The following is a 25,690-nucleotide window of genomic DNA, read 5'->3' as shown; positions in this document are numbered from 1 at the left end:
AATTCTGAAGTTTTAAACTACAAATCCTCATAAAAACGCAAAATATTTATCGATTTTAGTAAAAATCACGTAATCAGGTAAAAATTCCTTATTCATCATTGCATTTTTTTGCAAATTATTCATTGTTTTTAACATGAATCCGTTATATTCGTTTATCTAAATAACCAATAACGCTAAAGATGAAATTACCAACTTGCTTATCTATTGCAGTTGCATCATTATGCTCAATACAGATGCTCTCTGCACAACAATTGTCTATAGCTGGAAAAATCACAAATGCGGAAGGAGAACCTATCATAGGGGCCTCTATCTTCGTAAAAGGTACCCAACAGGGTACGTCCAGCAATGAGAGTGGATTGTTTACCCTAAATGCCCCTAGCAATGGAACATTATTAATCCGAGCTGTGGGATATGCCCCTCACGAAGTTTTAATCAATGGAAAAACAAACTTATCCATACAGCTTCAGAATGATGATAGCGAAATCGATGAAGTTGTCGTTACGGCTTTAGGAATCCAAAGAAGTGAAAAATCATTGGGCTATGGTGCGCAAAGTGTCAATAGTGCAACTTTAAATGCCAACAAGCAGCCCAACTTAGTCAATGCACTTCAAGGAAAGATTGCCGGTGCAACGATCAGTTCAACGGGTGGTGCCCCTGGTCAAGGTGCAAATATCCAAATCCGTGGTATCAACTCTATTGACCCTTCCCGTCCTAGTCAACCTCTCTTTGTCATTGATGGAATTATGATGGATAACTCCACTTCGACACAAGGTGGTACTGCAGAAGTACGCGGGATGAGTAACCGTGCCGTGGACATCAACCCGGATGATATCGAAACCATTAACATCCTTAAAGGTGGTGCCGCTACGGCATTATATGGCCTTCGTGGAGCTAATGGAGTAGTCGTGATTACAACGAAAAGCGGTAAAGCGGGAACTTTGAAAATTGACTATCAAGGAACGGTCGGCGTTGAAAATGTAAATAAGTTCCCTAAAATGCAGGACACCTATTCACAAGGTTGGCAAGGTGTCTATAATAAGGATGATTTCTGGCCTGCTTTTGGACCAACTGTCGCTGAAGCTATAAAACTTGACCCTACACACCCTAGTTCATTATACAAACCTTTTGAAGAAGCTTTCGATTCTGGCAATCAATTCAGAAACTCCTTAAGCTTTTCGGGTGGCTCTGAAAAATTTAGCTTCCTCACCTCTGTTTCTCAATTAAAACATAATGGGGTATTACCTGCAACGGACTTTAAAAATTACCAGGGAAGGTTAAATACAAATTTCACTTTAAGTGAAAAATTAAAAGGGGGATCGTCAATAGCCGTAACGAATTCAGGTGGATATCGTGGTAATGCAAATCGTTATGCTGAACAATTAATCTATTGGTCGCCAAGACACAACATCAGAGATTATGTGTTAGAAAATGGCACTATGAACTCCTATGGTGAAACCGACAATCCGATTTATGTTGCACATACGAATCGTTTTAAAGATGATGTATTGCGTGTTATTGGAGGTTTTGACCTGACCTATTCTCCTGCAAAATGGGTGGATTTCATGTATCGAATCGGGGTGGATGCATACCGTGATAATCGCGAGGCTACGGCAATTGGATACCAAGGATTAGCCGATGAAAGAATCGTGTACGATAATGGTGTCGAAGGTGCCGACGGACGTGGTTTCTACAATGTGTACAACAATAATTTCAGAGCTTTAACCAGTACGTTTATTGCCACTTTTAAACATGATTTCACCGAAGATTTCAATGCAACTTTAAGAGTCGGACAGGATATTTACGATCGAAATATCAAAAGAACTTCTACGGAAGGTGGTGATTTGACAGTTTACAATTGGTTTGATCTCGGAAATGCCAATATCTTAAAAGCAGCGACCTACAATGAGAAATATAGATTGGTAGGATATTTTGGGGAGTTGAACTTAGCCTATAAAGATTATCTATTCTTGACCGTAACGGGAAGAAATGATATTACTTCGACCTTAAGTAAAAACAACAGATCCTTTTTCTATCCATCGGCCACATTGAGTTATGTGTTTTCAGACCAATTTCAAATGCCTGAAGCAATTACCTTTGGTAAGTTAAGACTTTCTTATGCACAGATCGGTAAGGATGCAGCTCCATATTCAACGAGTGCTGGTTTTGCTCCTTACACCAATTTACCGACCGGATATATTGGATTCACAAGGCCATCTTTATTGGGAGATCCTCAATTAAAACCTGAATTCACCAATACCTATGAAGCTGGTTTAGAATTGAAATTCCTTCAAAGTCGTATTGGCTTAGACCTGAACTTCTATAACTCTGTGAGTAAAGATCAAATTATCCAAGTACCTGTCTCATCGACAACTGGTTTCGTTACAGCTTCCATCAATGCAGGAAGTATGCGCAATAGGGGTCTTGAAGTTACCTTAAATACAGTTCCTGTGAAAAAAGATGATTTCTCATGGAATTCCGATGTAAACTTCTCTTTCAATAGAAACAAAGTGCTTGAGATTCGTGAAGATTTAGATGACGAAATTGTAGTTTCCTCTGAATATGGATATCTAAACTCGACGGTGTCCATGCGTATTCGACCAGGAGAGTCTTATGGAACTTTATATGGTAGAACCTATAAAAGATATTATACTCCGGATGAAATTGCTCAAGGATTGGATGTTACACGTGAATATGATGAAAGTCGTCCTTTGTTAATCGGCAGCAATGGTTTTCCAGTATTGGAATCAACCAATGTTCCTAAGAAATTAGGAAATGTTCAACCTAATTGGATTGCCGGTTGGAACAATACCTTCAATTACAAAGGACTATCTCTAAACATCTTGTTCGATGCGCGTGTAGGTCAATATCGCTATAACCAATTAGGAAACTTTATGGCGGCATTTGGAGAAGCGGACTACACAACCAACCGTAATGACTATATGACTTTCGATGGAGTTCTTGCGGACGGATCGAAAAACACCAAAGAAGTGTGGTTAGGTCAAGGTAAAGATCCAAAGAACAATGTAGATTATGGTAATGGATATTACAGAAACTATTACCGAGGAAATTCACAATTCTTTGTTGAGGATGCCTCATGGTTAAGGTTAAGATCGGTATCTCTGGGATACAGCTTGCCACAAGCATGGTTGGAAAATAAGTTTGTAAAAAATGCTAGAATATCTGTTATTGGTAACAATCTGGCACTGTGGACAAAATATTCAGGTTATGATCCTGAAAACTCCACAACCGCTAGCGGTTCCAATATCGAAGGATTCGCAGGTATGACCTACCCTGCTGTGCGCAGTTTCTTATTCAGCTTAAATGTTGGCTTTTAATTCTTAAGATCATGAAAAAATTCATCAAAATAGGAAAAATATCCCTGCTAGCTTTAACCCTGTTCTCAATGAACAGCTGTAAAGACTACTTTGATTTGACCGATAATCCGAACTTGGTTCAAACTCCACCTTTAAATGCGCTTTTAACTACATCAACACATAAAGCGGCATTTAACAACTATAGAATTGCTTATTTCAATAATCAGTATTCGCAATATTTTGCCAGTCCTTCTCCCGGATCGGATACGGATACCTATCAGATTACAAATAACTCGACTACATGGAATAATTTATTCTATGCCCTAGCAGATTTGTATGATTATATGGTTAAATCCGAAGAAGCTGCTGCTTATCATCACCTTGCTGTCGCGCAAGCATTAACCGCATACGAATTGGCACTAGTAGCTGATACTTGGGGTTCCGTTCCATATAGTAAAGCTTTTGGTAAAGAGGCAACTTTAAATGTGCCTTATGATAGTGAAGAAGATGTGTATAAAGCTCAGGTTGATTTATTGAATAAAGCCCTAGAAAATTTCAAAAGGACCGACGGTTCTCAAACATTGAGCGAAAAAGACGATCTTTTAAATGGCGGAAAAATTGACAAATGGATCAAATTTACAAACGGCCTTAAAGCTCGTGTTTTAAATAAAATAAGCAAAAAATCATCTTACAATGCCAAGCAAGTTATAGCTGCTGCGCAAGCATCATTAGAATCGAATGCCGAAGATGTAGGGATGGTTACATTCGACGGTGTTAACCCTTGGGCATCTATATCACGTAGCAATCTTCAGAACAACTTAGATGGTTGGTTGGGCAGCAATTTCATCAATCAATTAAACGGTGAAACTTACGGCATTGTTGACCCTCGCGTATCAAAAATTACTGAAAAAACGGTTCATGGAGTTTATGTCGGTACAGTCAGCGGTCAAGGAAATGTGGGTGCTGCCAATACGGTTCGTGACGAATGTTATATCAGCTTCAATTCTCCAGTTACAAGCGATGCCTCACCTTTGACGATTTTAACATATGCCGAAGTTAAATTTATCGAAGCCGAAGCTGCATTTAGAGATAACAATAAGGCATTGGCCTATACCGCGTTCTTAGCTGGGGTCAAAGCAAGCATGGACAAACTTACTGTACCTGCAGCTGATGCGGCTAAGTATATCACAGCAATCTCCGTTGGACAGGCGAACTTAACCTTATTGGATATTTTCCGCGAGAAATATGTAGTAACCTACACCAATGCAGAAGCATGGAATGATGTACGTCGATTTGATTATAAATACAAAGATTTCAAACTTCCATTAGGTGCCGTATTAGGTGGTAAATTCATCCGTAGAGTAGCATATCCTTCAGAGGAAATCACCGAAAATGGATCCAACGTTCCAGCAGAAGTGCCATTGAGCACCGAATTGTGGTGGGATAAACCATAGGGATGAGGATAGACATAAGACATTAGACATAAGACACAAGACATTAGAGACGAGATAGTTGTCCATATCTAAATAGAGTTGACCGGTTTTATACTTTTGTCATTTTCATCAAATATAGTTAAAAGTGGTTTAGGAGATAACATTCCCCTAAACCACTTTTTTTAAGCTCCTATGGCTTGAAATAGAAATTGTTTAGAAGCATATTTTCAAATCCTAGCGGGATAATATATTTGTCAAATCCCGGAGGGATGGAATATCCAATGAATCCTGCAGGGATGCAATATCTATAGAAATTAATATTACATAACAGAATTCAACGACGTAGGTGTGACATATTTCCTAAACCACATAAGAAACATGTCACTCCTACGGAGTTGTTTTGGAATTAACCATTATTCCAGACCCTACGGGTCTGGCTATAGATATGTCATCCCTATGGGATTTTTGTTCAAACACAATAAAAAAAAGACTATAGACCATTCAACACCACAGGTGCGGCATATTTCCAAATCTCATAGGTAAGCAAAATCAATAGAAATAAAAAACAACAGACCGTTCACCCCCAACTAAAACCCGCTACCTCCTCTCTATCTCTCATGTCTTTAGTCTAACTACTAACTACAAAATACTAACTACTCTTAATGTCTACTGTCTATTGCACCCTATTCTTCAACAACCCAACCTCACTTAAAGGCTTGGACAGGTCTATTAAATAACCATTGAGAATAGCATATTTTAATTTCCCGTCTTTATCAGCAACATAGAAATTCGCTGTTCCGCCTAGATCTATAAAAGGAGTTGTGGCAAATGCTTGGCCAGCAAATATTTGAATAGGAAAATTATGCAATTGATTGGCCTGTTCTGGTTTTAATGTCTGAACCTGAACGCCCATATATCCTTTTTTCAAAAGATCATAAGCAAGTTCGGGCGTAATGGATTCAAGGGTAGGAACAGGCTTTTCAGCAATCTTCCCCTGAATAAATTTTAAGTCCTCTCCATTCACTTCATCATACCCAAAAGATTCCGGAAGATCACCAATATCTTCAATCCTTCCACGAACATAGAAATCCCTACCTTCTGTACTTTCCCCTCTTCGCACCGCAATGTCTGTCTTTAATGGTATGGAATCCGAGCCAATTTCTAAACCTCGAATAACGATATCGTGCATATTGCTAGCATTGAATGGAATATCTTCATAACCTTTGGCATCATAATTCTCATAGGTTCCCTGAGCTATTTCCATTAAAGCGTTTAAAATGATGATAAAATTCAACTTCCTAATCTGTTGTTTTTCGGGATCTCCTTTTAAACCGCCTGATTCAATCAAAACGGTACTCGCTCCCCAAGATTGAAAGTTGTCACCAAACCCACGAGGAGTATAAGTATCATCATACTTTGCAACCGCATCAGGAATATACTGCTGCAAAACCTTATTCATACCAACAATGATCTGCATCGCCCCTTCTCTTACCTCATTGATTTCCCGCTCAGTATTAAAGGCTGGAGCCAATAAAGAAATGGTAACTGGGTTTTTTGTGCCAGGAACATTGTAATAGATGTTTTGGTCATGTAGGTTAAACCCATATCTCGGTTGAATTTCTTTTGCTCTGGATTTCAATAGAGCGCCTTCAACCGTTTGATTTGCCCTTGCATCCCTATTGAGATCAATACTTTGTGCATTTCTCCTTAAAAATCGCTCAGCACCATCAGGATTTAGCATAGGAATAAAATGGATATTCAGATTGTCCTTCAATAAAGTCCTGACACTGTCAAAGCCATCGCCTTTCCCTTCCAGGAAATTGAAAAGGTCGAAAAGAGCCATCGTTGCCGTAGGTTCATCACCATGCATCTGCGACCATAGCATCACCTTTTTATCGCCATCTCCATATTCCAATTCATTGATTGAACGCCCTTCAACAGATTTCCCAATCTGAGAAATCTTAAAAACATTGCTTTTATGATGTAATTGTATCAATGAATCAACATCTTTATGCTTAAATCTTCTGGAAAACAAAGCTGATTCCTTATACGTCGAATGAATTTTATTCATTTGAGCTGTATCCAGTTGATAGCCTGAATTCGAGGAATTAGAAGATCCTGAAAATGGATTGCTGCATGTAGTGGCGGCCAAAAGACCTAAGGAAACGACAAATAACTTCATATTATACTAACGCTTTCTCTAAAATTTCTATTGTACCCTTGTTGGCATCAATTTTAGCTCTTACCCCAACCGGCAAGAGAAACTGATCGTTGATATGACCAATAACTGCTCCAGAATAAGATGGAATATTCAATGGTTTTATATAATCTCTAAGGATCTGATCCAGATTCAATGAACCGTAACCGCCCGATGGCGAACAATCTGTACACTTTCCAAACACAAACCCTTTAATTTGTTTCAATATACCTGCATTCATCAGTTGGCAGAACATACGGTCAACTTTCTCAGGTGATTCATTAATCTCTTCCAAGAATAAAATACTATCCTTAAAATCCGGCAGAAATTCCGATCCACATAAACCTGAAATTAAAGTTAGATTTCCACCTAAAAGCTTTCCTTCAGCAACACCCGGATTAATAGTCGTAAACCGATCTTTATATTGAACGATATCATCGCCCTTTTTTAACGGGTTACTGTAAGTAACTAACTTATTCTCTATGAATTGATCTGTAAAAGTCTTGGCCACAAAGTTGCTCCAGGTGCTGGTACCAACAGGTCCATGAAAGGTTACCATACCAATCTTCGCCTGGAAAGCCATAATCAATGCGGTAATATCACTATAGCCTAAGAGAGCTTTCGGATTTTTGGCAATCATATTATAGTCGATACGTTGCAAAAGTCTGGAGGCTCCTGCTCCACCCCGAATACACAGAATCCCAGCAATGGATTTATCTGCAAACATCGCATGCAGATCCTCTAAACGCTGATCATCCGTTCCTGCTAGATTACCATAGCGCTCTCGGATATATTTCCCTTCTTTTACTTTAAAACCAAAATATTCCAAAACTTCCTTAGTCAAGGTAATGGAATCTTCCCCTGTTACAGCACTAGCCGGTGCTATAATACCAATAGTATCCCCTGCTTTCAACACATTGCCTTTTAGCAATGGTTTAATCGAATTGGCAACTGCCATTGCTTCTGATTTTCCGAATAGTGGAACGGCAGCAAGGCCAATTCCCAATGATTTTATAAATGAACGTTTATCCATTATTAACGGTTAAAAAGTAATCGATGTCCTGAACCCACTTCTTGAATCTGTCCATTGGTATAAGCCAATAATCCCGAAACAATTGTGTGTTCGATTGTAGAAGTAAATGTATGATTTTCAAATGGTGACCATCCACATTTGGATAGAATATTCTCCTTTGTCACTGTATATGGTTTATTTAAATCAACCAATACCAGATCAGCCCAATATCCCTCACGAATATATCCTCTCTGTTCGATTTGGAATAATATCGCTGTGTTATGTGCGGTCTTTTGAACTAGCTGTTCCAAAGTCAGCTTACCTGCTTTGACCATATCCAATAATGCTTGCAATGCATGTTGAACTAAAGGTCCTCCAGATGGAGCCTGCAAATATGCTTGTGATTTTTCCTCAATCGTATGCGGAGCATGATCTGTCGCAATAACATCAATATGACCATCCAAAACAGCTTTTAAGATAGCATCACGATCGTCTGCTGTTTTTACGGCTGGATTCCATTTAATAAAATTTCCCTTCGTTTTATAATCCGCATCTGAAAACCAAAGATGGTGAATGCAAGCTTCAGCCGTAATTCTTTTCTTTTCCAATGGAATATCATTTTCAAACAATCCGGTTTCTTTTGCAGTTGAAATATGCAAAATATGCAATCGGGTATTGTTTTTCTTTGCCAATTCCACCGCCTTTGAGGATGATAGATAACAGGCTTCTGCGGAACGGATTAATGGATGCATCTCAATTGTGATATTCTCAGCGTATTTCGCTTTATATTCAGCAAGATTGGCCTGTATCGTTGCCTCATCTTCACAGTGTGTTGCAATCAATGTAGGAGCTTGGCTAAATATAGCTTCCAATGCTTTTTCATTATCAACCAGCATATTTCCGGTAGAAGAACCCATAAAAACTTTAATACCGCAAACATCCCTTGGATTGGTTTTCAATACTTCATCCAGATTATCGTTCGCTGCTCCCATAAAGAATGAATAGTTTGCTAAAGAACTATCCTGCGCAATATCATATTTATCTTGTAAAAGCTTTTGTGTTAATGTATTAGGAACCGTATTCGGCATTTCCATAAATGAAGTTGTTCCACCTGCCACAGCAGCTCTACTCTCCGTAAAGATATTTGCCTTATGAGTCAGTCCAGGCTCCCGAAAATGTACCTGATCGTCAATTAATCCTGGAAATAAATGTAGTCCTACTGCATCGATGACTTGATCTGCGGAGGTATCAATATGTTCTGCTATTTTCTCAATTCGGCCATTTTTAATAAAAAGATCCTGCACTTGAATTGTTCCTTCATTAACAACCTGTGCATTCTTTATCAATATTGTAGACATGTAATTTATACTTTATGGTTACGGGTAAACAAATATACTAATTTAACTTACCTATATGTATTTCAGCAATCAATTTAGGCATTCGAATTGACCGGGTCCCTATCGTCACTTTGCTTATCAAATGTCCCAATCGGAACATAGAATTGTTCCAGTTCTTCTTTCTTGTTTATTTTTCTGCAACCTCCGTTTTCGAGCAACATAATTTGACTAGATATATCCAACACATTCATATAATCATGGTCTGAAATCAAGAAGCCTTTTTCTTTTGACTTATTTAAGATCGCAGATTGCACTTTTTCTTTTAATATGGGTGATATACCTGAAAAGGGTTCATCCAACAAAATAAACGTTGCAGGTTGTTCAATGAGCAATAAAATTTCCAGGTATCTCAATTCACCACCGGAGATAACTGCAATTTTATTATCAAGGATTGGTTTAATAATCTCATCGCTTTCGATTCGTTCAATGCTCAATGGATCTGTTAACATAAAAGCAATTGATTTTTTAACGGTAAAGGAAGTCGGCAGAAATGGATCCTGCGGCAAATAACAGACTTCTTTGGTCGAGAAAGCAGTTCGCACCTTTTTACCATTAACTCGGATATAAGCATTTTGAGCCCTTTGGGCACCAAAAATAATTTTCATCAGCGTAGTTTTACCGGTACCATTTCTCCCCAATAATCCTATAATATCTCCTACTTTTAAAACCAAATATCCCCCAGTCAACAACTGCCGATCAGATGTATAGCTGAATTGGACTGAATCCACAAATAATTCCCTATCGATTAAATCCATAATAAAATGCTAAAATAAAGACTAATGAAATAAGGAAATTCGTCAGGAAAGTGTAAAGCAACAAATCCTTTCGAGTTAGGCCTAAGTTGAAAAAAAGATACTTGGTATTACCTTCAAAAAATCGAACAATTCCGGCAGAACATAGATATCCCACTGTCATAAACACGATTGGATATGCTTCTATATATTTTACTCCCAGAGCAATGGATAGCACAAGGTTGATGAAAAATATAGGCTTATAAAATTGCCAAAGATGTTTAAAAGCTATGGGCATAAATAAATCTACTAAGAAATAAGTCAAGACCAAAATAAAATCATTAGAAATCAACGTATTAAATCAACTCATTCCTTTTCTCGTCAAGTGAAATTGGCTTAGGTGAATTCATGCGGGTTTCAGTTTGGTTTTAGTCGTGTTTTGCTCGTGAATGGTCCGCAGCTTGGTTGGACATTATCCACAGCTCGTCCGCTTGTGAGCGGATGAGCTCCGGATAAGTTCTGAAGGAGCTGCGGATGAGACACGACTAAAACACGACTAAAACACGACCAAAACCCGAGTTATTTCAATTTTGTGAATAATTTGATTGAATTAGTTAAGGAGAGCCCGGATAATAAAATTCTTCATCAGCTCTTTTTAATTCGGAACCGACTAATAAATCCGCTAAAATTTTAGGCTATTGATGGATAAAACCCTAAAGCCCATAAGTGATAAAAAAACTTGATTGATTTACAGAGAATTTCCAAAAGTAATGAGGTTACTATCGGGATCAAGGATGGCAAATTCTTTTTGCCCCCAAGGTTTTAATGCTAAGCTACCATTTGGATGAATATTCACGCCCCGATCCAGCATGTCCTGATATACTTGCTCAATATTGTCCGTTCTTATATAGATCTGTCCATAATTCTCTTCTGGAATTAAATCCAGGAAAATAAAGAAATGTAATTCTTCATTGTCTTTTTTCAAGATCATGTAACTTTCAAAATTGGCAAATCCAACTTCTTCAAAACCAAGTTGATTGACATAAAAATCCCTTGTAATGGTCTTTACACGCATCGGTAATTTTGGGCAAGCTGCTGTTAACATAGAGTTTTGTTTTAGTTATAACAAAAAGTCAATTCTAATGTTTCTAATAGTCGAATCTTTGAGGTTCTTCGAATAGATCATTCGGTAGTGATTCTTATGGTTTAAAGTTAAAATAGAAAATTTAAAAAGACCTGTTGCAGTATCAATATTAGGGAATAATTTTTCCAGGTCATTATTTTGACTTTTATTTTTTAGAAAAAATATACGAATCTTTAAATTATAAACGTTTATAAATCAAATAAATATCAATAAAACATTTATTCACAATCGGCCTAATTCAAAAATTTAACATTTAAGCATAAAATATATCAAAAATAAGTTCGTTTTGATATCAATTGTATCATTGCTGTTACAACAATCAATAAAATCTTATTTTTTGAACTTTTATTATGCATAAAACACTAACCCACCTAATCTTATGGCTTATGGCCATACAATTATCCTATGGTCAAGAACGAACATTAAAAGGAACCGTTATTGACGATCAGACAAAAGCCCCCGTAGTCGGAGCAACTATCAAATTATTACCGAGCAATAAAGGTACATCGACTGATGAAACGGGAAATTTTTCAATTGAAGTTCCAGCAGGAACATCAAGTTTAACGGTCAGTATTATCGGTTATAATCAGGTTTCACGACCTCTCTCTGCAACTGATTCAGTGATCAGCATTGCATTGACTGCCCAAGCGAATAAAATCGATGATGTAGTCGTTACGGCCTTAGGTGTGCAACGAAAAGCAAAAAGTCTTTCTTACTCCACCCAAACGGTAAAGGGAGAAGAATTAACTAAGGTAAAAGATGCGAATCCGATGAATAACCTGACAGGAAAGGTTTCAGGGATGCAGATTAATCGAAGTTCATCCGGAATTGGAGGATCGGTCAATATTATCCTACGCGGCTTTAAATCCAATCGAAACAATCAACCTTTATATGTTATCGATGGTCTTCCGATTACAAATACAGGCGGGAGTGGCTCTGAAGGAGCATTTGGAGGAGGTCCAGACCGTGGAGATATCTTGAGTACGTTAAATGCGGACGATATCTTGAGCATCAATGTATTAAAAGGTGCATCTGCTTCTGCATTATATGGTAGCCAAGGAGCAAACGGGGCTATCATGATCACAACTAAAAAAGGAGCAGAAGGAAACTTAAAAATCGATGTTTCTTCAAGCATCACCGCAGATCAGGCCTTCTATCTTCCCAAATTGCAATACCGCTACGGACAGACCACTGAAGGCAGCGAAGAAAGTTGGGGCGAAAAAGGAACTTTTAAAGATCCTGTTGATGGATTCTATAATACAGGAACTACCCTAATTAATACCGTATCCCTAAGTGGGGGTACAGAAAAAATGCAGAATTACTTTTCTTACGGTAATACAAGCAATAAGGGAATCTTACCAACCAATTCATTCAAGCAGCATTCTGCGACATTTAGGAATTCAACCAATTTTTTTGACAATAAATTATCCTTTGATGGAAGTATGATGTATTCAAGACAGGATATTCATAACCGTCCAACATCAGGTCTTTATTTTAGTCCAATTGCTGGTCTATATATGTTCCCTAGGGGTCTGGATTTCGACAAATTCAAAACCTATGAGTATCTTTCACCAAGCCGGAACCTCTATCTTCAAGATTGGTGGAATGTGAATGCCGATGCAGGATTAACAGGTACCCACCATTCGCAGAATCCTTATTGGGTATTGAACCGCAACCCAACATTCCAACTAAGGGATAATATTATCGCACAAGGTCAATTAAAATATACGATCAATGATTGGCTTTCAGTAAGTGCCAGAGGTACCTTGAACAAGCGTTGGGATAAGTGGGAACGTCATGTATATGCAGGAACGCAAGGTGTACTTTCGGGAGAGGTTATTGAAGGAGTCTTAGAGGATAATGGTCGCTATACGCGAGATGAATCAGAAAGTACAGCGCTATATGGAGATTTACTATTTATTGGTAATAAAACCTTTGCCGATACATGGGATTTGAATTTTACAGCTGGTACATCAATTAATGACACCCGATCAAATGGCTGGAGTTTGGATCAGCTTAAACTTGCCGTTGCAAATAAGTTCTTGATGAGCAATATTTACAGAGATGCTCCTATCAATGCATTAAATGAATCGATCAGCAGAAGACAATTACAATCTTTATTTGCTTCAGCAAACTTAGGCTATAAGGACAAAATCTTTTTGGATCTGACTGCCAGAAATGACTGGGCCTCTACCCTAGCCAATACACCGGAGGAGAAAAAAGGTTATTTCTATTGGTCAGCTGGTCTTTCAGCCGTCCTTTCTGACATGATTAAAATGCCATCATTTATTAGTTATAGTAAACTAAGGTTAACTATGGCAGAAGTTGGGAATGACGTTGGTATATACAGTACAATCCCGACAAATAGCTTAGCTACCGGTATTTTAAATGCGAATGTTTCAGGACCATACCAAGGATTGCCATTGCGTCCAGAGATTAGCCGTAGTTATGAGGTAGGTTATGAAGCAAGGTTTTGGAATGATCGCATCAACTTTGACTTAGCCCTATATAAAACCAATACCAAGGATCAGTATTTTTCATATCAGGCACCAGTTGGGCAAGTATTTACCACAGTGTTCCTAAATGCTGGTAATGTTGAGAATAAAGGTATTGAAGCCGCATTGGGGATAGATGCAATCAAGAAGGATAACTTTAGCTGGAATACTTCGGTAAACTTTACAGCAAATAGAAACAAGATCTTAGAATTGGCTCCAAAATTAGGAGAGCGCTATTCCATTGGAGGAAACTTCAACGTTTTACGATTAAATGGTTCGTTTGGAGATTTTTGGGCGAGAACATTCTTGAGGGATGAAAATGGGGTTATGGTTGTTGATGACACCGGTAGGCCACAGATTGGTCCGGAGGGATATATCGGGAATAATAATCCAAAATCAATTGTTGGATGGAACAATACCATTAATTACGGGAAATTCGGATTAAGCTTCACAATTGACGCTAGATTTGGAGGACAAGTTATCAGTGTGACAGATGGCTATCTAAATTCATTTGGAGTAAGTGAGGAAAGCGCAGCAGCGAGAGATGCTGGAGGCTTGGACATTCCAGCAGTTAAAATGGACGGCACACCATGGGAAGGGAAAATTCCAGCACAGGCTTATTATAGTGCTGTAGGAAATAGAGATGGTATTATTGAAGGACAAGTTTATAATGCTACAAATATCCGGATGCGTGAAATATCGTTGACTTATGGCTTACCAATCCAGTGGAAAGGTGTTAAGAGCGCATCGATATCATTAACAGGTCGCAATCTTTTCTTTTTCCGCAATGATGCACCCTATGATCCTGAATTAAATACGACTACTGGAGTTGGAGCGCAGGGTTATGATAGCTTTGCCATGCCAGCCACCCGCAGTTATGGACTAAACCTTAAAGTATCCTTTTAATAGCCAAGAACATGAAAAAATTGAGAACATATTATAAGTTAACCGGGATATTGTTAAGCACATTATTCCTGAGTATCAGTTGTACAAAAGATTTTACTGAATTAAATACCAATCCTGCCGGAGTTACCGATGAGGAAGCCATGGGCGATTTTGCTTTAGTTGCAGCATTTATGGCGCAGGCACAACGAGCGATTTTATCTGAAAACGTTGGAGAATATCAAGTTTCCAACAATCTAACAAGTGATGCCTATGGAGGTTATTTTGGAGCAGAAGCACCCTTTGTCGGAAATGCAAACAACCTAACTTACAGTTTGGTTCCTGGATGGTATTCATCTTTATGGGTAGATCGCTATATACGAGCGATGAATCCAATCTATCGGGTTGAGTTATTGACCAGATCAGATGAGAAAATGAAGGACATTTTTGCCTTTGCGAAAATCCTAAAAGTATCCGCAATGCACCGGACATCGGACAAAGTGGGGCCGATCATTTATAGCCATTACAATGCTCCAGATGAGAATGACCAGATCCAATATGATACACAGGAGGATGCATACAAGAATTTCTTCAAGGATCTGGACACGGCGACAACTATTCTAAAAACCTATCAAGGAAAGGAAATTTCGTCGGCGATGTTGAAATCAGACATGGCTTATTCAAGTAATAATTATGAAAGATGGTTAAAGATTGCCAACACCTTACGTCTAAGGCTTGCCTTACGTATTGTCTATAAAAATCCGTCCCTTGCAAAGACAGAAGGTGAAAAGGCATTAAATCCAGCGAGTGGAGGACTATTGGAGTCAACAGCAGATAACTGTTTTATCAAATTAAGCACAGACCATCCGTTGAATATTATCACCACAACATGGAGTGATACGAGGATGCATGCCAATATTGAATCGATATTAGGTGGGTATAATGATCCACGTTTAGCTAAATTATTTGAAAAAGCGACCGACCCGGCAGTTAAGGGCCAGTTTAAGGGCATCCGTACAGGAATAGATATTGATGCAAAAAGCAGATATGATAATTATTCAAAGTTATTACCCTTACAAAATAGAATGCAGTTAATGGTCTCTTCAGAGAGCTGGTTTTTAAAAGCGGAGGCAGCATTGCGAGGATGGAGCAACGCGGGCAATGCAAAAACGAATTATGAGACCGGTATCGACCGTTCCTTTGAGATGCATGGTGTCAGTGCGCAAGCTACAGCTTACAAGAACAATTCTACTGCAAAACCAATGGAATACATCGATCCAAAATCGGTGAAGCCTGGTCAGAATGATGTTAAGACAGGATCTAAGTTTTTAAGTACCATTACCATTGCTTGGAATGAAGCCGATAGTAAGGATAGGAAACTAGAACGTATCATTACACAAAAGTGGATTTCTATGTTTCCTGATGGTGATGAAGCTTGGTCAGAATATCGTCGATCGGGATATCCGATTATTTTCCCGGTGGTTGTGAATTATAGCAACAATACTATTCCGACAGATCCAGGGATCCGTAGAATGCCATATCCTGAGCGAGAGTACAATAGTAATAGCGGAGCTGTTACTGAAGCCGTGAAAATGTTGGGCGGACCAGATAATGGCGGTACACGATTATGGTGGGATGTTGTAAATAAAAAGTTGTAAAAGAATCATCAACAATTTTAAATCGGGATTGCAAAAAACAATCCCGATTTTTTATACATGTTCATTTTCGAACAGTATTTGTTCAATTTTGAACAATCAAAAACAGCTCTAACATCTATACTATTTAAAATCAACCAATTATAGAAAAGGTTGAATTTTTGTAGAAACGGCTTTTAGAATAGATTATTTGATTTAATCAGAAAATATAAAATGAATGGCCATAACTTTAAAATAGCTTGGAGAAATCTTTCCAAAAGGAAAATCCAAAACTTAGTAAATCTCATTGGATTAATTTGCGCTGTGACCTTTATTATGATAGTTGGAGCATTTATTTATGATGCCTATCAAGTAAATGATCAAATCAAAAACAAGGATCAACAATTCATTCTACAGAGTTCTTACAAAAAAGAAGGGGCAGGAATTCCATTAACAACGATAGGTGCATTGCCAAAAGCCCTACATGAGGAATATCCACAATTGGTTGCCAATTATTATAGGATGGATGGTTTAACTTGCATTATTTCCAATGGCACTGAAAGTTTTGAAGAAGGAGTGGCATTAGGGGATCCTACCCTCTTGAATATGTTTGGGTTCGAATTGATTGAAGGGGATTCAAAGGATGCATTGTCAGATCCATTTACAGTTGTCCTGACAGAAAATGCTGCCAAGAAATATTTTGGTCGGGTAAATGTTGTTGGAGAAAATTTAAAAATCAGGAATTTCAAAGGTGAGAAACATGATTTTCAAGTTACTGGTGTCATGAAGAAGGAAAGTCAAAATTCCGTTTTGAAATTGACATCCAGCATGCATAATGAAATATTCTTACCTATTTCATCCGAAAAATATTTTGGCCGGGATCTTGACAGCTGGGAGAACATTTATATCGTAGGATTTATAGAATTACAGAAAGGCGTTCATTCAAGTGAATTAATCAAACCGATCAAAGATCTTGTAAGCAGGAATATGGACCCTGAATTTTCTGAAAATTATAGTCCGCAATTAAATCCACTAAAAACATATTATTTAGATGATAATCATGCCTCGGTGAGGAAAATGATTCAAATCTTGATCTTGATATCCGGATTTGTCTTATTGATGGCCATAATCAATTTTATAAATTTTGGTATTGGCCAAAACATGGATCGACTAAAAGAAATCGGGATACGAAAAATAATGGGGGCAAATTCTTTCCAAATAGCAAAGCAGCTCATTGTGGAATATATCGTATTAGTTTTTGTGATTATTATCTTTTGTATTCCAGCTTATGTTTTGGTTAAGCCATTATTTGAGGATTTATTCATGCGAAATTTACCTGCATTGAATGAATTGCCAATTTATTTTTATGTTGGTTTACTCGTTCTAACTTTAATAATAGGATTAGGTTCAGGCCTGTATCCTGCCATCAAATTATCCAAAAACAAAGTCCTTAATTCAGTAAAGCTTCAACTGGATCATATTGATAAAAAACAACAGATCAGAAGGATCTTAATATTTGTTCAATTTACAATTTCACTAATTATTCTAATTAGCACCATCATTATTTCTAAACAAATCAATTTGTTTATTCATGGTGATTTAGGTTACAACAAAGATTATTTGTTAACGGTTCAAGTTCCTAGAGATTGGTCAGCAGAAGGAGTAAGGAAAATACAGACCATACAAAAAGAGCTTTCAGAAACGAATGATATAAGAAATACGACACTCTCCTATGACACTCCAAATAATATTGTGGGAAAAACCAGCATATCTTTAACAAATAACCAAATTAACCCAATAGCTTCTCAGATGATTATTTCAGATTCTAATTTTGGAGCGACTTATGAGATACCAATGATAGCTGGAAAATTCTTTACAAATAATATTGTAGATACAAATAGAACAGTAGAAGTAGTCATCAATAAACAAGCAATGCAAAGTTTAGGGGTTAATTCGGCAGAAGATATTATTGGGAAATACATTTATCTAGATTCTGAAAATGAAAAGGTTTTAGTGACTGGAGTTACTAACAATTTCATTGCAAATTCCATGCATGCCTCAAGTACTCCCATTATATGGAAAAATGTTTCACAGCAGAATATTTACAGATATCTAAGTATTCGATTGAATAGTGCATCCATATCAGAATCAATATCAAATTTGGAGAAGCGTTGGAAGGAATTAATGCCAGATTCGCCTTTTGAATATCAATTTATGGATGAAAGTATTCGAAAAATGTATGAGACAGAACTACAGCTTCAAAAAGCTGCCAGCACTGCTTCATTCATCTCTTTGTTAATTGTATGCTTGGGAATTTCAGGCTTGGTTACTTTAGCCATAAAAGCTCGAGGAAAGGAAATTGGAATGAGAAAGATATTAGGAGCATCCTTGTCCAATTTATTGGTTCTTTTCTCAAAAGAATATTATTTAATATTCGCCCTATCCATTTTCTCGGCAATTCCGATAAGTTATTTTTTAATGAAAAAATGGCTCGACAACTATGAATATAGAATAGATATTTCATTTCTGACCATAACTATTCCGGTCCTTTTATTAATTGGGTTTTTAAGCATCCTTCTTTACCTGATTTTGTATTATTCAACTAGGTTCAATCCAATAGAGAAATTAAGAGAGGAATAAATAAAAAATCCCCATCAAAAATTTTGATGGGGATTTTTTATTTATTCCTATTTTGTTTAGACTTTCGGAATCTGATAGCCGTTGTTGTATTTGGCGGCTAGGTATGTATTAGCTTCCTCATCGGTAAACTTGGCTTTGTTTTTATCCCAGTAAATTTTCTTTCCTGTTCTGTAGGCGATATTTCCCATTTGAGAAAGGATGGCGATATGCGCGCCAGCTTCTACTGGAGCATTTAAAATGCTTCTATCTTTTGTGCGAATTGCCGTAACGAAGTTTTCCATATGTTTGAACAGACCATCATCTTGCGAGGGTTGAAGAGCAACGGCATCCATTCTACCTTTTTCAGGAATCACTTCCCATCCACCCCTGTTCACGACTAAAGTTCCGTTGTTACCGATAAAAGAAACGCCATGATCTTTTCCATAAGGTCCTAAGTCAATACCTGTAGCTTGTTCCCATTGAAGATAGAAATCGTCGAATGCGAATACGGTTGTCAAGGAGTCTGGAGTTTCAGCGGCATCATCCGGATAAGCGAATTTACCGCCTGTTGCCATAATTGAAACAGGATCCGAGACTTTCATTCCGATCAGTGCGAAATCCAACATGTGAACTCCCCAATCTGTCATTAATCCGCCTGCATAATCCCAGAACCATCTAAAGTCGAAATGGAAACGATTTAGATTAAAAGGTCTTTTGGTTGCTGGTCCCAACCATTTATCATAATGCACTCCCGCAGGAGCAGCGGAATCCGGTTTTACAGGGATACTCTTCATCCATCCTTGGTAAGCCCAAGCTTTTACCGAACGAATTTTACCGAGTTTTCCGCTATGTACAAAATCCATCGCATCTCTGAAGTGTTTCTGACTACGTTGCCATTGACCTACCTGCACAATTTTATTGTATTTTTTATCGGCAGCAAGCATCACCTCACACTCCTTAATTGAATTCCCTAATGGTTTTTCAACGTAAACATGTTTTCCTGCTTTTACCGCATCCACCATAATCATACAATGCCAATGGTCGGGAGTTCCAATAATCACAGCATCCACATTCGGATCTTTCAATAAATCTTTATATTCAATATACTTTTTAACATTGATATCTTTCTGCTGTAATTCAGACGCCCTTTTATTCAATACATTTTCATCCACATCACAAATCGCCGTACAGGTAACATTATTTATCTTTAGAATAGCATTTAAATTAGACCAACCCATACCGTTTGCCCCGATAAGACCAACTTTTAAGACATCAGACTGGAAAGCAAAGGCGGTATTCTGAAATAATAAGGAAGAGGCAGCAAGTACTCCTGCACTCTTGAGAAAATCTTTTCTTTTCATTTATAATTGATATTTTAGGTTTTGCATCATAATTTACCATTTTTAATGCAACAATCCATAATATTAATGGACAAAATGACATTTGTTGGAAATGCTTCTAGAACATTTAAAGAGATATTTCCTATTTTAATTGAACCTTTAATGGCTTTTTAAGATGATTGCTAAATTCTGAAACCGCCTTTTCCCAAGCTTCCCCATTCACAATTATCCCTGCCCTATTCCATACTGCCCCATTGTAATATTGAAATTCTTTACCATTTTTTATTTCTGAACTTAAAAGTGCCTGTTCAGGTCTATCATTTATAAACTCAATTTTTTGTTTTGGAATAATGACTGCGATACCAGATTGACCGTTTGTTTTATCTTCCGGTTCCCAATAGGTTAAGGATCCTTTTGCTATATTAAATTTTAAAAAAGGCTTATCCTCCTTTCTTTTCGCAATTCCAATGGCAATGGGAGTTTTTCCTTTCTCTTGATTATGCATGTTGATAATAATTTTATTGAAATTGCTTCCGGCATCCAAACTAATTGTTTTGCTAAAAGAAATATTTTGCCCATCTATGATTTCATTTTCATAGTTCAAAATAAAAGTTGTCCTTAATGGTCCGTTATCCAAAATTTTGAAGGTTCAATAGTGTTTTGTGTAATGCAATTGATTGTTGAGGAAAATACCCATATCACCTGCACCCAAGGTTTGTCCTACGGCATAATAATCCATTCCCTCACCATGATCCTTATGATAATCATTGATTTTGTACCATTTATCGATAATTAAATTTGGAGTACGTTTTGACCAATAGTCAATTCCTTGTCCATCATCCTTCCGTCCCTCCAATGCTTTTCCATAAATTCGAAAGGCCAGCACATCATTTTCCCAAGCAAAATCATCGAGACGTTCTGGAACATATCGTGCATAGGTTTTAGAAGGAAACTTGGGCGATTTTTCTTTATTTACATGAAGGAAAATAGTTTCAGAGGGATTGATCTGAATTTGGATCAAAACATTTACTGGATCAGGACTACCCAATTTTTCAAGTTGAACTGGCAATAACTTTCCCAACTTGTCCTTCACTGAAAAAATAGAATCTACATTAAAGTGAGCAGTAAATTGTTGATATGGAATGGATATTACTTCATTACGTATATAGGGGCTAGGATTATTTATCACAATCTGCTGCGCATGCAAAACATTCAGCAAGGCAAATGTGGATATGATTGATAACAAAATTCTTTTCATTGGTTGAAGCTTTCTGAAATATTCTGAGGTTCCAAACAAAGTAAAGACATTTGCCCAACTTGTGAAAATATTCCTATCCGTGAAGGTTATTATTTTATTTCCATAGGCGGGAATATATCAAAAGTGATTCCGACAAAGATTTGTTTACCCTTGTCGACAAAGCGATAATTATAATTATCATGACCATAAATTCCGGATAGAAAAATACCGACATCGTTCTGGAAATACAATGTTCCTGTTAAATCCATTCTAAAAGGATTCACGTATGGATGAGGTTTATTTATGATTTCGGTTTTAAGATCGACTTGAAAACGGTCAATTTTCAGTTTTTGATTGAAGAATGTAATTTCTTGTATCCTCTTCATATATCCCAAATCGATATAAAATCTATTCTTTCCAAAGATCTTGATATCTTCCTCTGTGTAACCACCAAGGTTTGCCAAAAACAGTAATCGATTATGATATCGGTTGTATCCCAATTGCAGATAGGCATCCGAATTTGGAATATAGGTATCTTCATTTAGGTCTAATATCAGTTTATATTTGAGGTATACCTCCGTATAATTGGTCGAAAAGTTCCCATCCTTTCGATTCAACATATCCGATAGATTGCTTTGATCTGTTATGGTTTGATAGAGCGCTTTGGATTCAGTAGATCCATCTTCAAATTCTGATGAAAAAGCTGAACGGGATGGGCCATTGGAATAGTGTCCGGACTCCACTGCAAAAGCTAAGAACTGTTCTTTTGAGTTATTAAATTCCGGCAATCTAATTAATTGTTGATATCCCAATATACTAATCCTATATGAAGGCATTCTGACAGGTTTGGACACATCATTATACATTCTAAATTGAGGCTTAAAATTAATGTACAGCGTAGAGCCAACTGTTCCCTGCTCAGCATTCATAAGGCCCCTTCTGATGGTATTGTATATAGGCATCCTTAAAATCGGGTTTGCCTCGAAAAGTATCTTTTCTTTTTTCGGATACATATTAGATTTATACCCAATTGATGGATTTTCACCAATTGGATAGACAGCTTGAAATATCGGTGATTTTTGAGCCTGAGTCAACAAATAAGACAAGCAGAAGCATAAACTTAACAGGATAGTTTTCATATGTTATTTATCTAAAACAATATCTTCTAATTTTAATTTGTCATTATCATTGACTCCATTGACCAAGACATCTGCCCCGGTTTTGAGGTTTACATGTATTAGAATGTAATTCATTGGATAATTAGCAAGCTGTTTATGTAAAGTGTCCTTCAGGGATTTATTGCTGCTGATCACGAAAAGGTTTTCTATTTCAATATAGAAGGTTGATTCGGGAAGAACGCTCCTAATAAAAGCAAGTTGCAAAGAAGTTGCCTCAATGGTTTTTAATAAAAGAAATTTATCTTTTATATTTTTTTTATTCGTTGGCATAATTCAGGAGTTTATTGGTGAATTATTAGGTGAATTGCGGGTATAATTGGGAAAGCGGGCTAATAATTTTTAAGGAAATAGCACTGGTTTTTAATAGTTTATATTAAAAATAATGAATAGATTGGAATATTAATGGTAAGGATTAGAGAATTACCTAAAACGATGAGCGAAAAGGGGGAATGGGTTAGTTAGCGGTTCGTTGTTCGTGATTTCAGTTTTGCGTGACTATTATTGTAGGTTTTTCCTTTTTTGGGGTGCGTAAATTTTAGGGCAGACCATACCTTATTGACGCTCAAACAAGTGCTTTCCCCTAATCCGAATTCATAACCTATCTTGATAACTTTTGGTAAGGTAAGGTTGCTATCCAACTGTCCACCTTTCGGCCATGATACCCAAAACATTCCATCTAATTTCAAATGCTCTTTCAGTTTAGGAAACAGTTCTGTCTGTTCCGCCTGCGTTTTTACAAAAATATGGATATAGTCAAATTCACCCTCTAACACTTTTGATATTTTAATATCAGGAAGTTGCATGCCTTCGATAGCTTCCTTAGGGGCGTTTACAAAATAGGCTAATGATTTTTCCTTGACTCCCATTTTTTGTGCTACTGTTTTCATGGCTTTATCGATTTTAGGGTTTATAAATAAGTATGATTGTAGATTATATCAAAAATGCTTCCAAAAGGGTTTAATAGGAAAGGATTATATGTGTTATACGAAGGTAATTTTTGTTGATTTTTTTTTGGCGAAAAAGCTGAATTCGTGTTTTATTAAAGGCTGGGAAAAATGTCAATTAATTGCTCGGCGACTTGACAAAATAGCTTGTTGTCAGCCAGCGGAATGGCAGTTTACCGTAATCAACAGAACTCGATCAGCCATGGTTAGCAAAGAGCGTAGAGTATTGCTAATCCGAGTACTTTATAAAAGTAATTTATATAATGAAAGACCATAAACACTTTAAATTCAAACTAATTTTTTTATCAAAAAAAACTCTTAACAGCTATATTTAGAGGGTTTTTGAATGGCTTTGATACTGTTATTGTCGGGATGACAGTGGATCGAACCATTTTCTGGAGGATTTGAGAAAATTGGTTTCATAAGATGATGTTTATTTAGGTTTTTAAAATTCACCTTTTGAAACCAAATGTGCCATTTGTGCGTTGGCAAAAAATAAAAATAATATTTCAACATTGTTCTATTCGTTTCTGTAGTTTCAATTTAGAACGTTTGTTCAAATCGGATTGTTTTCCAACTATCTGGCGTCTTTACGAAGTTACGGAGCTGTATCGAAGAAACGAAAGCGGAGCTATTTTGCCAAGTCGTTTATTATCAGAAGTTATACGTTTGGAATTATTTCCTTTACTATTTGGAATTATTTCCTTAAATTTATTACAATAAATTATTTTGTTATGGCGACAGTTACTTTAAATAAAAAGCAAAAAGGTATTATTGATGAAATTCCGTCTGTTGGTGATTTTTCCGAAATATATTTTTATATAAAAAAATCAAAATTAGATTTTGAATATATTTCAATTTTAGATAAAATTATTGGTTTAAACGATGATGTTTTATCAAAATGGCTTAATATCACTCCAAGAACTTTCAGAAATTATAAGAATAAACAAGATTTAATTTTAAAAGATAATATAAAAGAACATATAATTTTAATCTTATCATTGTATAAGCATGGTACTGAAGTTTTTGATACTGTTGACAACTTTGAATTATGGTTGTCTAAGAAAAATTATTTATTAGATAATAAAGCTCCAGTAGATTTCCTAGAAACAATTTCCGGAATTAAGTTTATTGACAACAGATTAACTGCCATAGAATATGGGGAAAATGTTTAATTATGGTAGTTTATAACATTAGAAAGTCAAAATATTCAAGTAGCTTAAAGGCATCAGGTGTTGCAAATAGGTGGAATAAAGATGACGAATTTGTGATATATACAGGAGGTTCAATTTCCTTATCAACATTAGAATTAGTTGCACATAGAAATGCAATTGATATAACTTTAGGTTATAAATTATTATTTATTGGATTAAAAGTTGATAGTGATGATATTTCAGAAATAAATATTGAAGATTTACCACCTAATTGGAAATCAATTGAGAGTTATCCTATTTTACAAAAAATAGGTTCTGAATGGTATAACAAGAAAAAATCTTTAATTTTAAAAGTCCCTTCATCTCTTGTACACTGGGAGAGTAATTATTTAATTAATACTTCTCATCCTGAATTTGATAAAAAAGTTAAGATAAGTAAATCTGAAGATTTTACTTGGGATAAACGCCTTTTATAGTTTCTGCCAATCGAGTCACGCAATGGATTTTCACCCCTACGTTCTCACGGAACCATACGTGAAAGTCTACCTTCATACGGCTCTTCATATTAATAAATCACATAAACATATCAATATTCATGGATATACCAATCTCCAATGCGTAAATAAATTGGGATTTTCTCTGTATTTGATTTTCAGATATTTCACTGATGCCATTTTACACAGGTCTTTCTCCCATTTTATCCATTTCAGTATTCGTACGTTCAGTTGATTCCACACAATTTGGATATTCTGAACGATGCTGAATATTTTGATGGCAGCGCTATGCTATAATTTGAAGAAATATCTGAAATTTGCCCGAAAACGACCATTTATTCTAGCTCAAAGTATCTCCTTGAAGAAGGATTGCTTTTTTCATTCAATCAGGTTTCTAAATTCAGGTTGATCTCAAACACGAACCCTGATGCTCCTTCGGATCGAACCACGGTTCGAATCTGCCACACCCGGACACAAAAAAAGCC

Annotated in this window: 16 protein-coding genes and 1 pseudogene; 7 read left to right on the top strand and 10 right to left on the bottom strand. The window is 36.6% G+C overall.

Annotated features, from left to right (window positions below; translation table 11 throughout):
- Positions 1-179 precede the first annotated feature (179 nt).
- Both E0Y80_RS16220 and E0Y80_RS16215 read left to right on the top strand, forming a co-directional pair.
- A complete protein-coding gene (locus E0Y80_RS16220; protein WP_156308728.1) occupies positions 180-3,335 on the top strand; it encodes a SusC/RagA family TonB-linked outer membrane protein in 3,156 nt (1,051 codons plus the stop codon).
- Between the two features lie 11 nt (positions 3,336-3,346).
- Positions 3,347-4,768 (top strand): SusD/RagB family nutrient-binding outer membrane lipoprotein, encoded by a 1,422-nt coding sequence (locus E0Y80_RS16215; protein WP_156308727.1) that lies wholly within the window; start codon positions 3,347-3,349, stop codon positions 4,766-4,768.
- Positions 4,769-5,420: 652 nt separating this feature from the next.
- Here E0Y80_RS16215 and E0Y80_RS16210 read toward each other — a convergent pair.
- From E0Y80_RS16210 to E0Y80_RS16190, 5 genes are all read right to left on the bottom strand, one after another.
- Positions 5,421-6,929 carry a M14 family zinc carboxypeptidase gene (locus E0Y80_RS16210; RefSeq protein WP_156308726.1) on the bottom strand — a complete coding sequence of 503 codons (1,509 nt, stop codon included), beginning with the start codon at positions 6,927-6,929 and terminating at the stop codon, positions 5,421-5,423.
- A gap of 1 nt (position 6,930) precedes the next feature.
- Positions 6,931-7,977 (bottom strand): S66 peptidase family protein, encoded by a 1,047-nt coding sequence (locus tag E0Y80_RS16205; protein ID WP_156308725.1) that lies wholly within the window; start codon positions 7,975-7,977, stop codon positions 6,931-6,933.
- A gap of 2 nt (positions 7,978-7,979) precedes the next feature.
- Positions 7,980-9,314 (bottom strand): dihydroorotase, encoded by a 1,335-nt coding sequence (locus E0Y80_RS16200; protein WP_156308724.1) that lies wholly within the window; start codon positions 9,312-9,314, stop codon positions 7,980-7,982.
- A 74-nt stretch (positions 9,315-9,388) separates the two neighbouring features.
- Entirely contained in the window at positions 9,389-10,108 is a 720-nt protein-coding gene (locus E0Y80_RS16195) for an ATP-binding cassette domain-containing protein (protein WP_156308723.1), read from the bottom strand.
- Positions 10,109-10,832: 724 nt separating this feature from the next.
- A complete protein-coding gene (locus E0Y80_RS16190) occupies positions 10,833-11,189 on the bottom strand; it encodes a bleomycin resistance protein (protein ID WP_156308722.1) in 357 nt (118 codons plus the stop codon).
- A gap of 425 nt (positions 11,190-11,614) precedes the next feature.
- Here E0Y80_RS16190 and E0Y80_RS16185 point away from each other — a divergent pair, with 425 nt between their 5' ends.
- The 3 genes from E0Y80_RS16185 (at position 11,615) to E0Y80_RS16175 (ending at position 18,879) form a co-directional block, all read left to right on the top strand.
- Positions 11,615-14,629, top strand: coding sequence for a SusC/RagA family TonB-linked outer membrane protein (locus E0Y80_RS16185; protein ID WP_156308721.1), 3,015 nt, complete (start codon positions 11,615-11,617; stop codon positions 14,627-14,629).
- An 11-nt stretch (positions 14,630-14,640) separates the two neighbouring features.
- Positions 14,641-16,263 carry a SusD/RagB family nutrient-binding outer membrane lipoprotein gene (locus E0Y80_RS16180; RefSeq protein ID WP_156308720.1) on the top strand — a complete coding sequence of 541 codons (1,623 nt, stop codon included), beginning with the start codon at positions 14,641-14,643 and terminating at the stop codon, positions 16,261-16,263.
- 210 nt (positions 16,264-16,473) lie between these two features.
- Entirely contained in the window at positions 16,474-18,879 is a 2,406-nt protein-coding gene (locus tag E0Y80_RS16175; protein WP_156308719.1) for an ABC transporter permease, read from the top strand.
- Between the two features lie 56 nt (positions 18,880-18,935).
- On the opposite strand, the gene E0Y80_RS16170 is transcribed toward E0Y80_RS16175, so the two are convergent.
- The 5 genes and pseudogenes from E0Y80_RS16170 to E0Y80_RS16145 form a co-directional block, all read right to left on the bottom strand.
- A complete protein-coding gene (locus E0Y80_RS16170; RefSeq protein ID WP_156308718.1) occupies positions 18,936-20,219 on the bottom strand; it encodes a Gfo/Idh/MocA family protein in 1,284 nt (427 codons plus the stop codon).
- A 121-nt stretch (positions 20,220-20,340) separates the two neighbouring features.
- A pseudogene (locus tag E0Y80_RS20795) lies at positions 20,341-21,456 on the bottom strand (DUF4861 family protein).
- An 89-nt stretch (positions 21,457-21,545) separates the two neighbouring features.
- Positions 21,546-22,574: a hypothetical protein gene (locus E0Y80_RS16155; protein WP_156308715.1), complete on the bottom strand. Its 1,029-nt coding sequence runs from the start codon at positions 22,572-22,574 to the stop codon at positions 21,546-21,548.
- Positions 22,575-22,577: 3 nt separating this feature from the next.
- On the bottom strand, positions 22,578-22,883 hold the full coding sequence (locus E0Y80_RS16150) for a hypothetical protein (protein WP_156308714.1): 306 nt from the start codon (positions 22,881-22,883) through the stop codon (positions 22,578-22,580).
- A 188-nt stretch (positions 22,884-23,071) separates the two neighbouring features.
- Positions 23,072-23,500, bottom strand: a complete 429-nt coding sequence (locus tag E0Y80_RS16145; protein ID WP_156308713.1) for a hypothetical protein — start codon at positions 23,498-23,500, stop codon at positions 23,072-23,074.
- A gap of 791 nt (positions 23,501-24,291) precedes the next feature.
- Between E0Y80_RS16145 and E0Y80_RS16140 the strand changes: the two genes are divergently transcribed.
- Both E0Y80_RS16140 and E0Y80_RS16135 read left to right on the top strand, forming a co-directional pair.
- Entirely contained in the window at positions 24,292-24,732 is a 441-nt protein-coding gene (locus E0Y80_RS16140) for an antitoxin Xre/MbcA/ParS toxin-binding domain-containing protein (protein WP_156308712.1), read from the top strand.
- Between the two features lie 2 nt (positions 24,733-24,734).
- Positions 24,735-25,187 (top strand): RES family NAD+ phosphorylase, encoded by a 453-nt coding sequence (locus tag E0Y80_RS16135; RefSeq protein WP_156308711.1) that lies wholly within the window; start codon positions 24,735-24,737, stop codon positions 25,185-25,187.
- Positions 25,188-25,690 lie beyond the last annotated feature (503 nt).

The organism is Sphingobacterium endophyticum (assembly GCF_009733535.1).
Lineage (GTDB): Bacteria > Bacteroidota > Bacteroidia > Sphingobacteriales > Sphingobacteriaceae > Sphingobacterium > Sphingobacterium endophyticum.
This window is presented reverse-complemented; position numbering and strand designations above follow the sequence as displayed.

Bases quoted from the DNA above. Each gene is read 5' to 3' on its own strand.
- E0Y80_RS16220 (WP_156308728.1), top strand. From the start codon at position 180: ATGAAATTACCAACTTGCTTATCTATTGCAGTTGCATCATTATGCTCA.
- E0Y80_RS16215 (WP_156308727.1), top strand. From the start codon at position 3,347: ATGAAAAAATTCATCAAAATAGGAAAAATATCCCTGCTAGCTTTAACC.
- E0Y80_RS16210 (WP_156308726.1), bottom strand. From the start codon at position 6,929: ATGAAGTTATTTGTCGTTTCCTTAGGTCTTTTGGCCGCCACTACATGC.
- E0Y80_RS16205 (WP_156308725.1), bottom strand. From the start codon at position 7,977: ATGGATAAACGTTCATTTATAAAATCATTGGGAATTGGCCTTGCTGCC.
- E0Y80_RS16200 (WP_156308724.1), bottom strand. From the start codon at position 9,314: ATGTCTACAATATTGATAAAGAATGCACAGGTTGTTAATGAAGGAACA.
- E0Y80_RS16195 (WP_156308723.1), bottom strand. From the start codon at position 10,108: ATGGATTTAATCGATAGGGAATTATTTGTGGATTCAGTCCAATTCAGC.
- E0Y80_RS16190 (WP_156308722.1), bottom strand. From the start codon at position 11,189: ATGTTAACAGCAGCTTGCCCAAAATTACCGATGCGTGTAAAGACCATT.
- E0Y80_RS16185 (WP_156308721.1), top strand. From the start codon at position 11,615: ATGGCCATACAATTATCCTATGGTCAAGAACGAACATTAAAAGGAACC.
- E0Y80_RS16180 (WP_156308720.1), top strand. From the start codon at position 14,641: ATGAAAAAATTGAGAACATATTATAAGTTAACCGGGATATTGTTAAGC.
- E0Y80_RS16175 (WP_156308719.1), top strand. From the start codon at position 16,474: ATGAATGGCCATAACTTTAAAATAGCTTGGAGAAATCTTTCCAAAAGG.
- E0Y80_RS16170 (WP_156308718.1), bottom strand. From the start codon at position 20,219: ATGAAAAGAAAAGATTTTCTCAAGAGTGCAGGAGTACTTGCTGCCTCT.
- E0Y80_RS16155 (WP_156308715.1), bottom strand. From the start codon at position 22,574: ATGAAAACTATCCTGTTAAGTTTATGCTTCTGCTTGTCTTATTTGTTG.
- E0Y80_RS16150 (WP_156308714.1), bottom strand. From the start codon at position 22,883: ATGCCAACGAATAAAAAAAATATAAAAGATAAATTTCTTTTATTAAAA.
- E0Y80_RS16145 (WP_156308713.1), bottom strand. From the start codon at position 23,500: ATGAAAACAGTAGCACAAAAAATGGGAGTCAAGGAAAAATCATTAGCC.
- E0Y80_RS16140 (WP_156308712.1), top strand. From the start codon at position 24,292: ATGGCGACAGTTACTTTAAATAAAAAGCAAAAAGGTATTATTGATGAA.
- E0Y80_RS16135 (WP_156308711.1), top strand. From the start codon at position 24,735: ATGGTAGTTTATAACATTAGAAAGTCAAAATATTCAAGTAGCTTAAAG.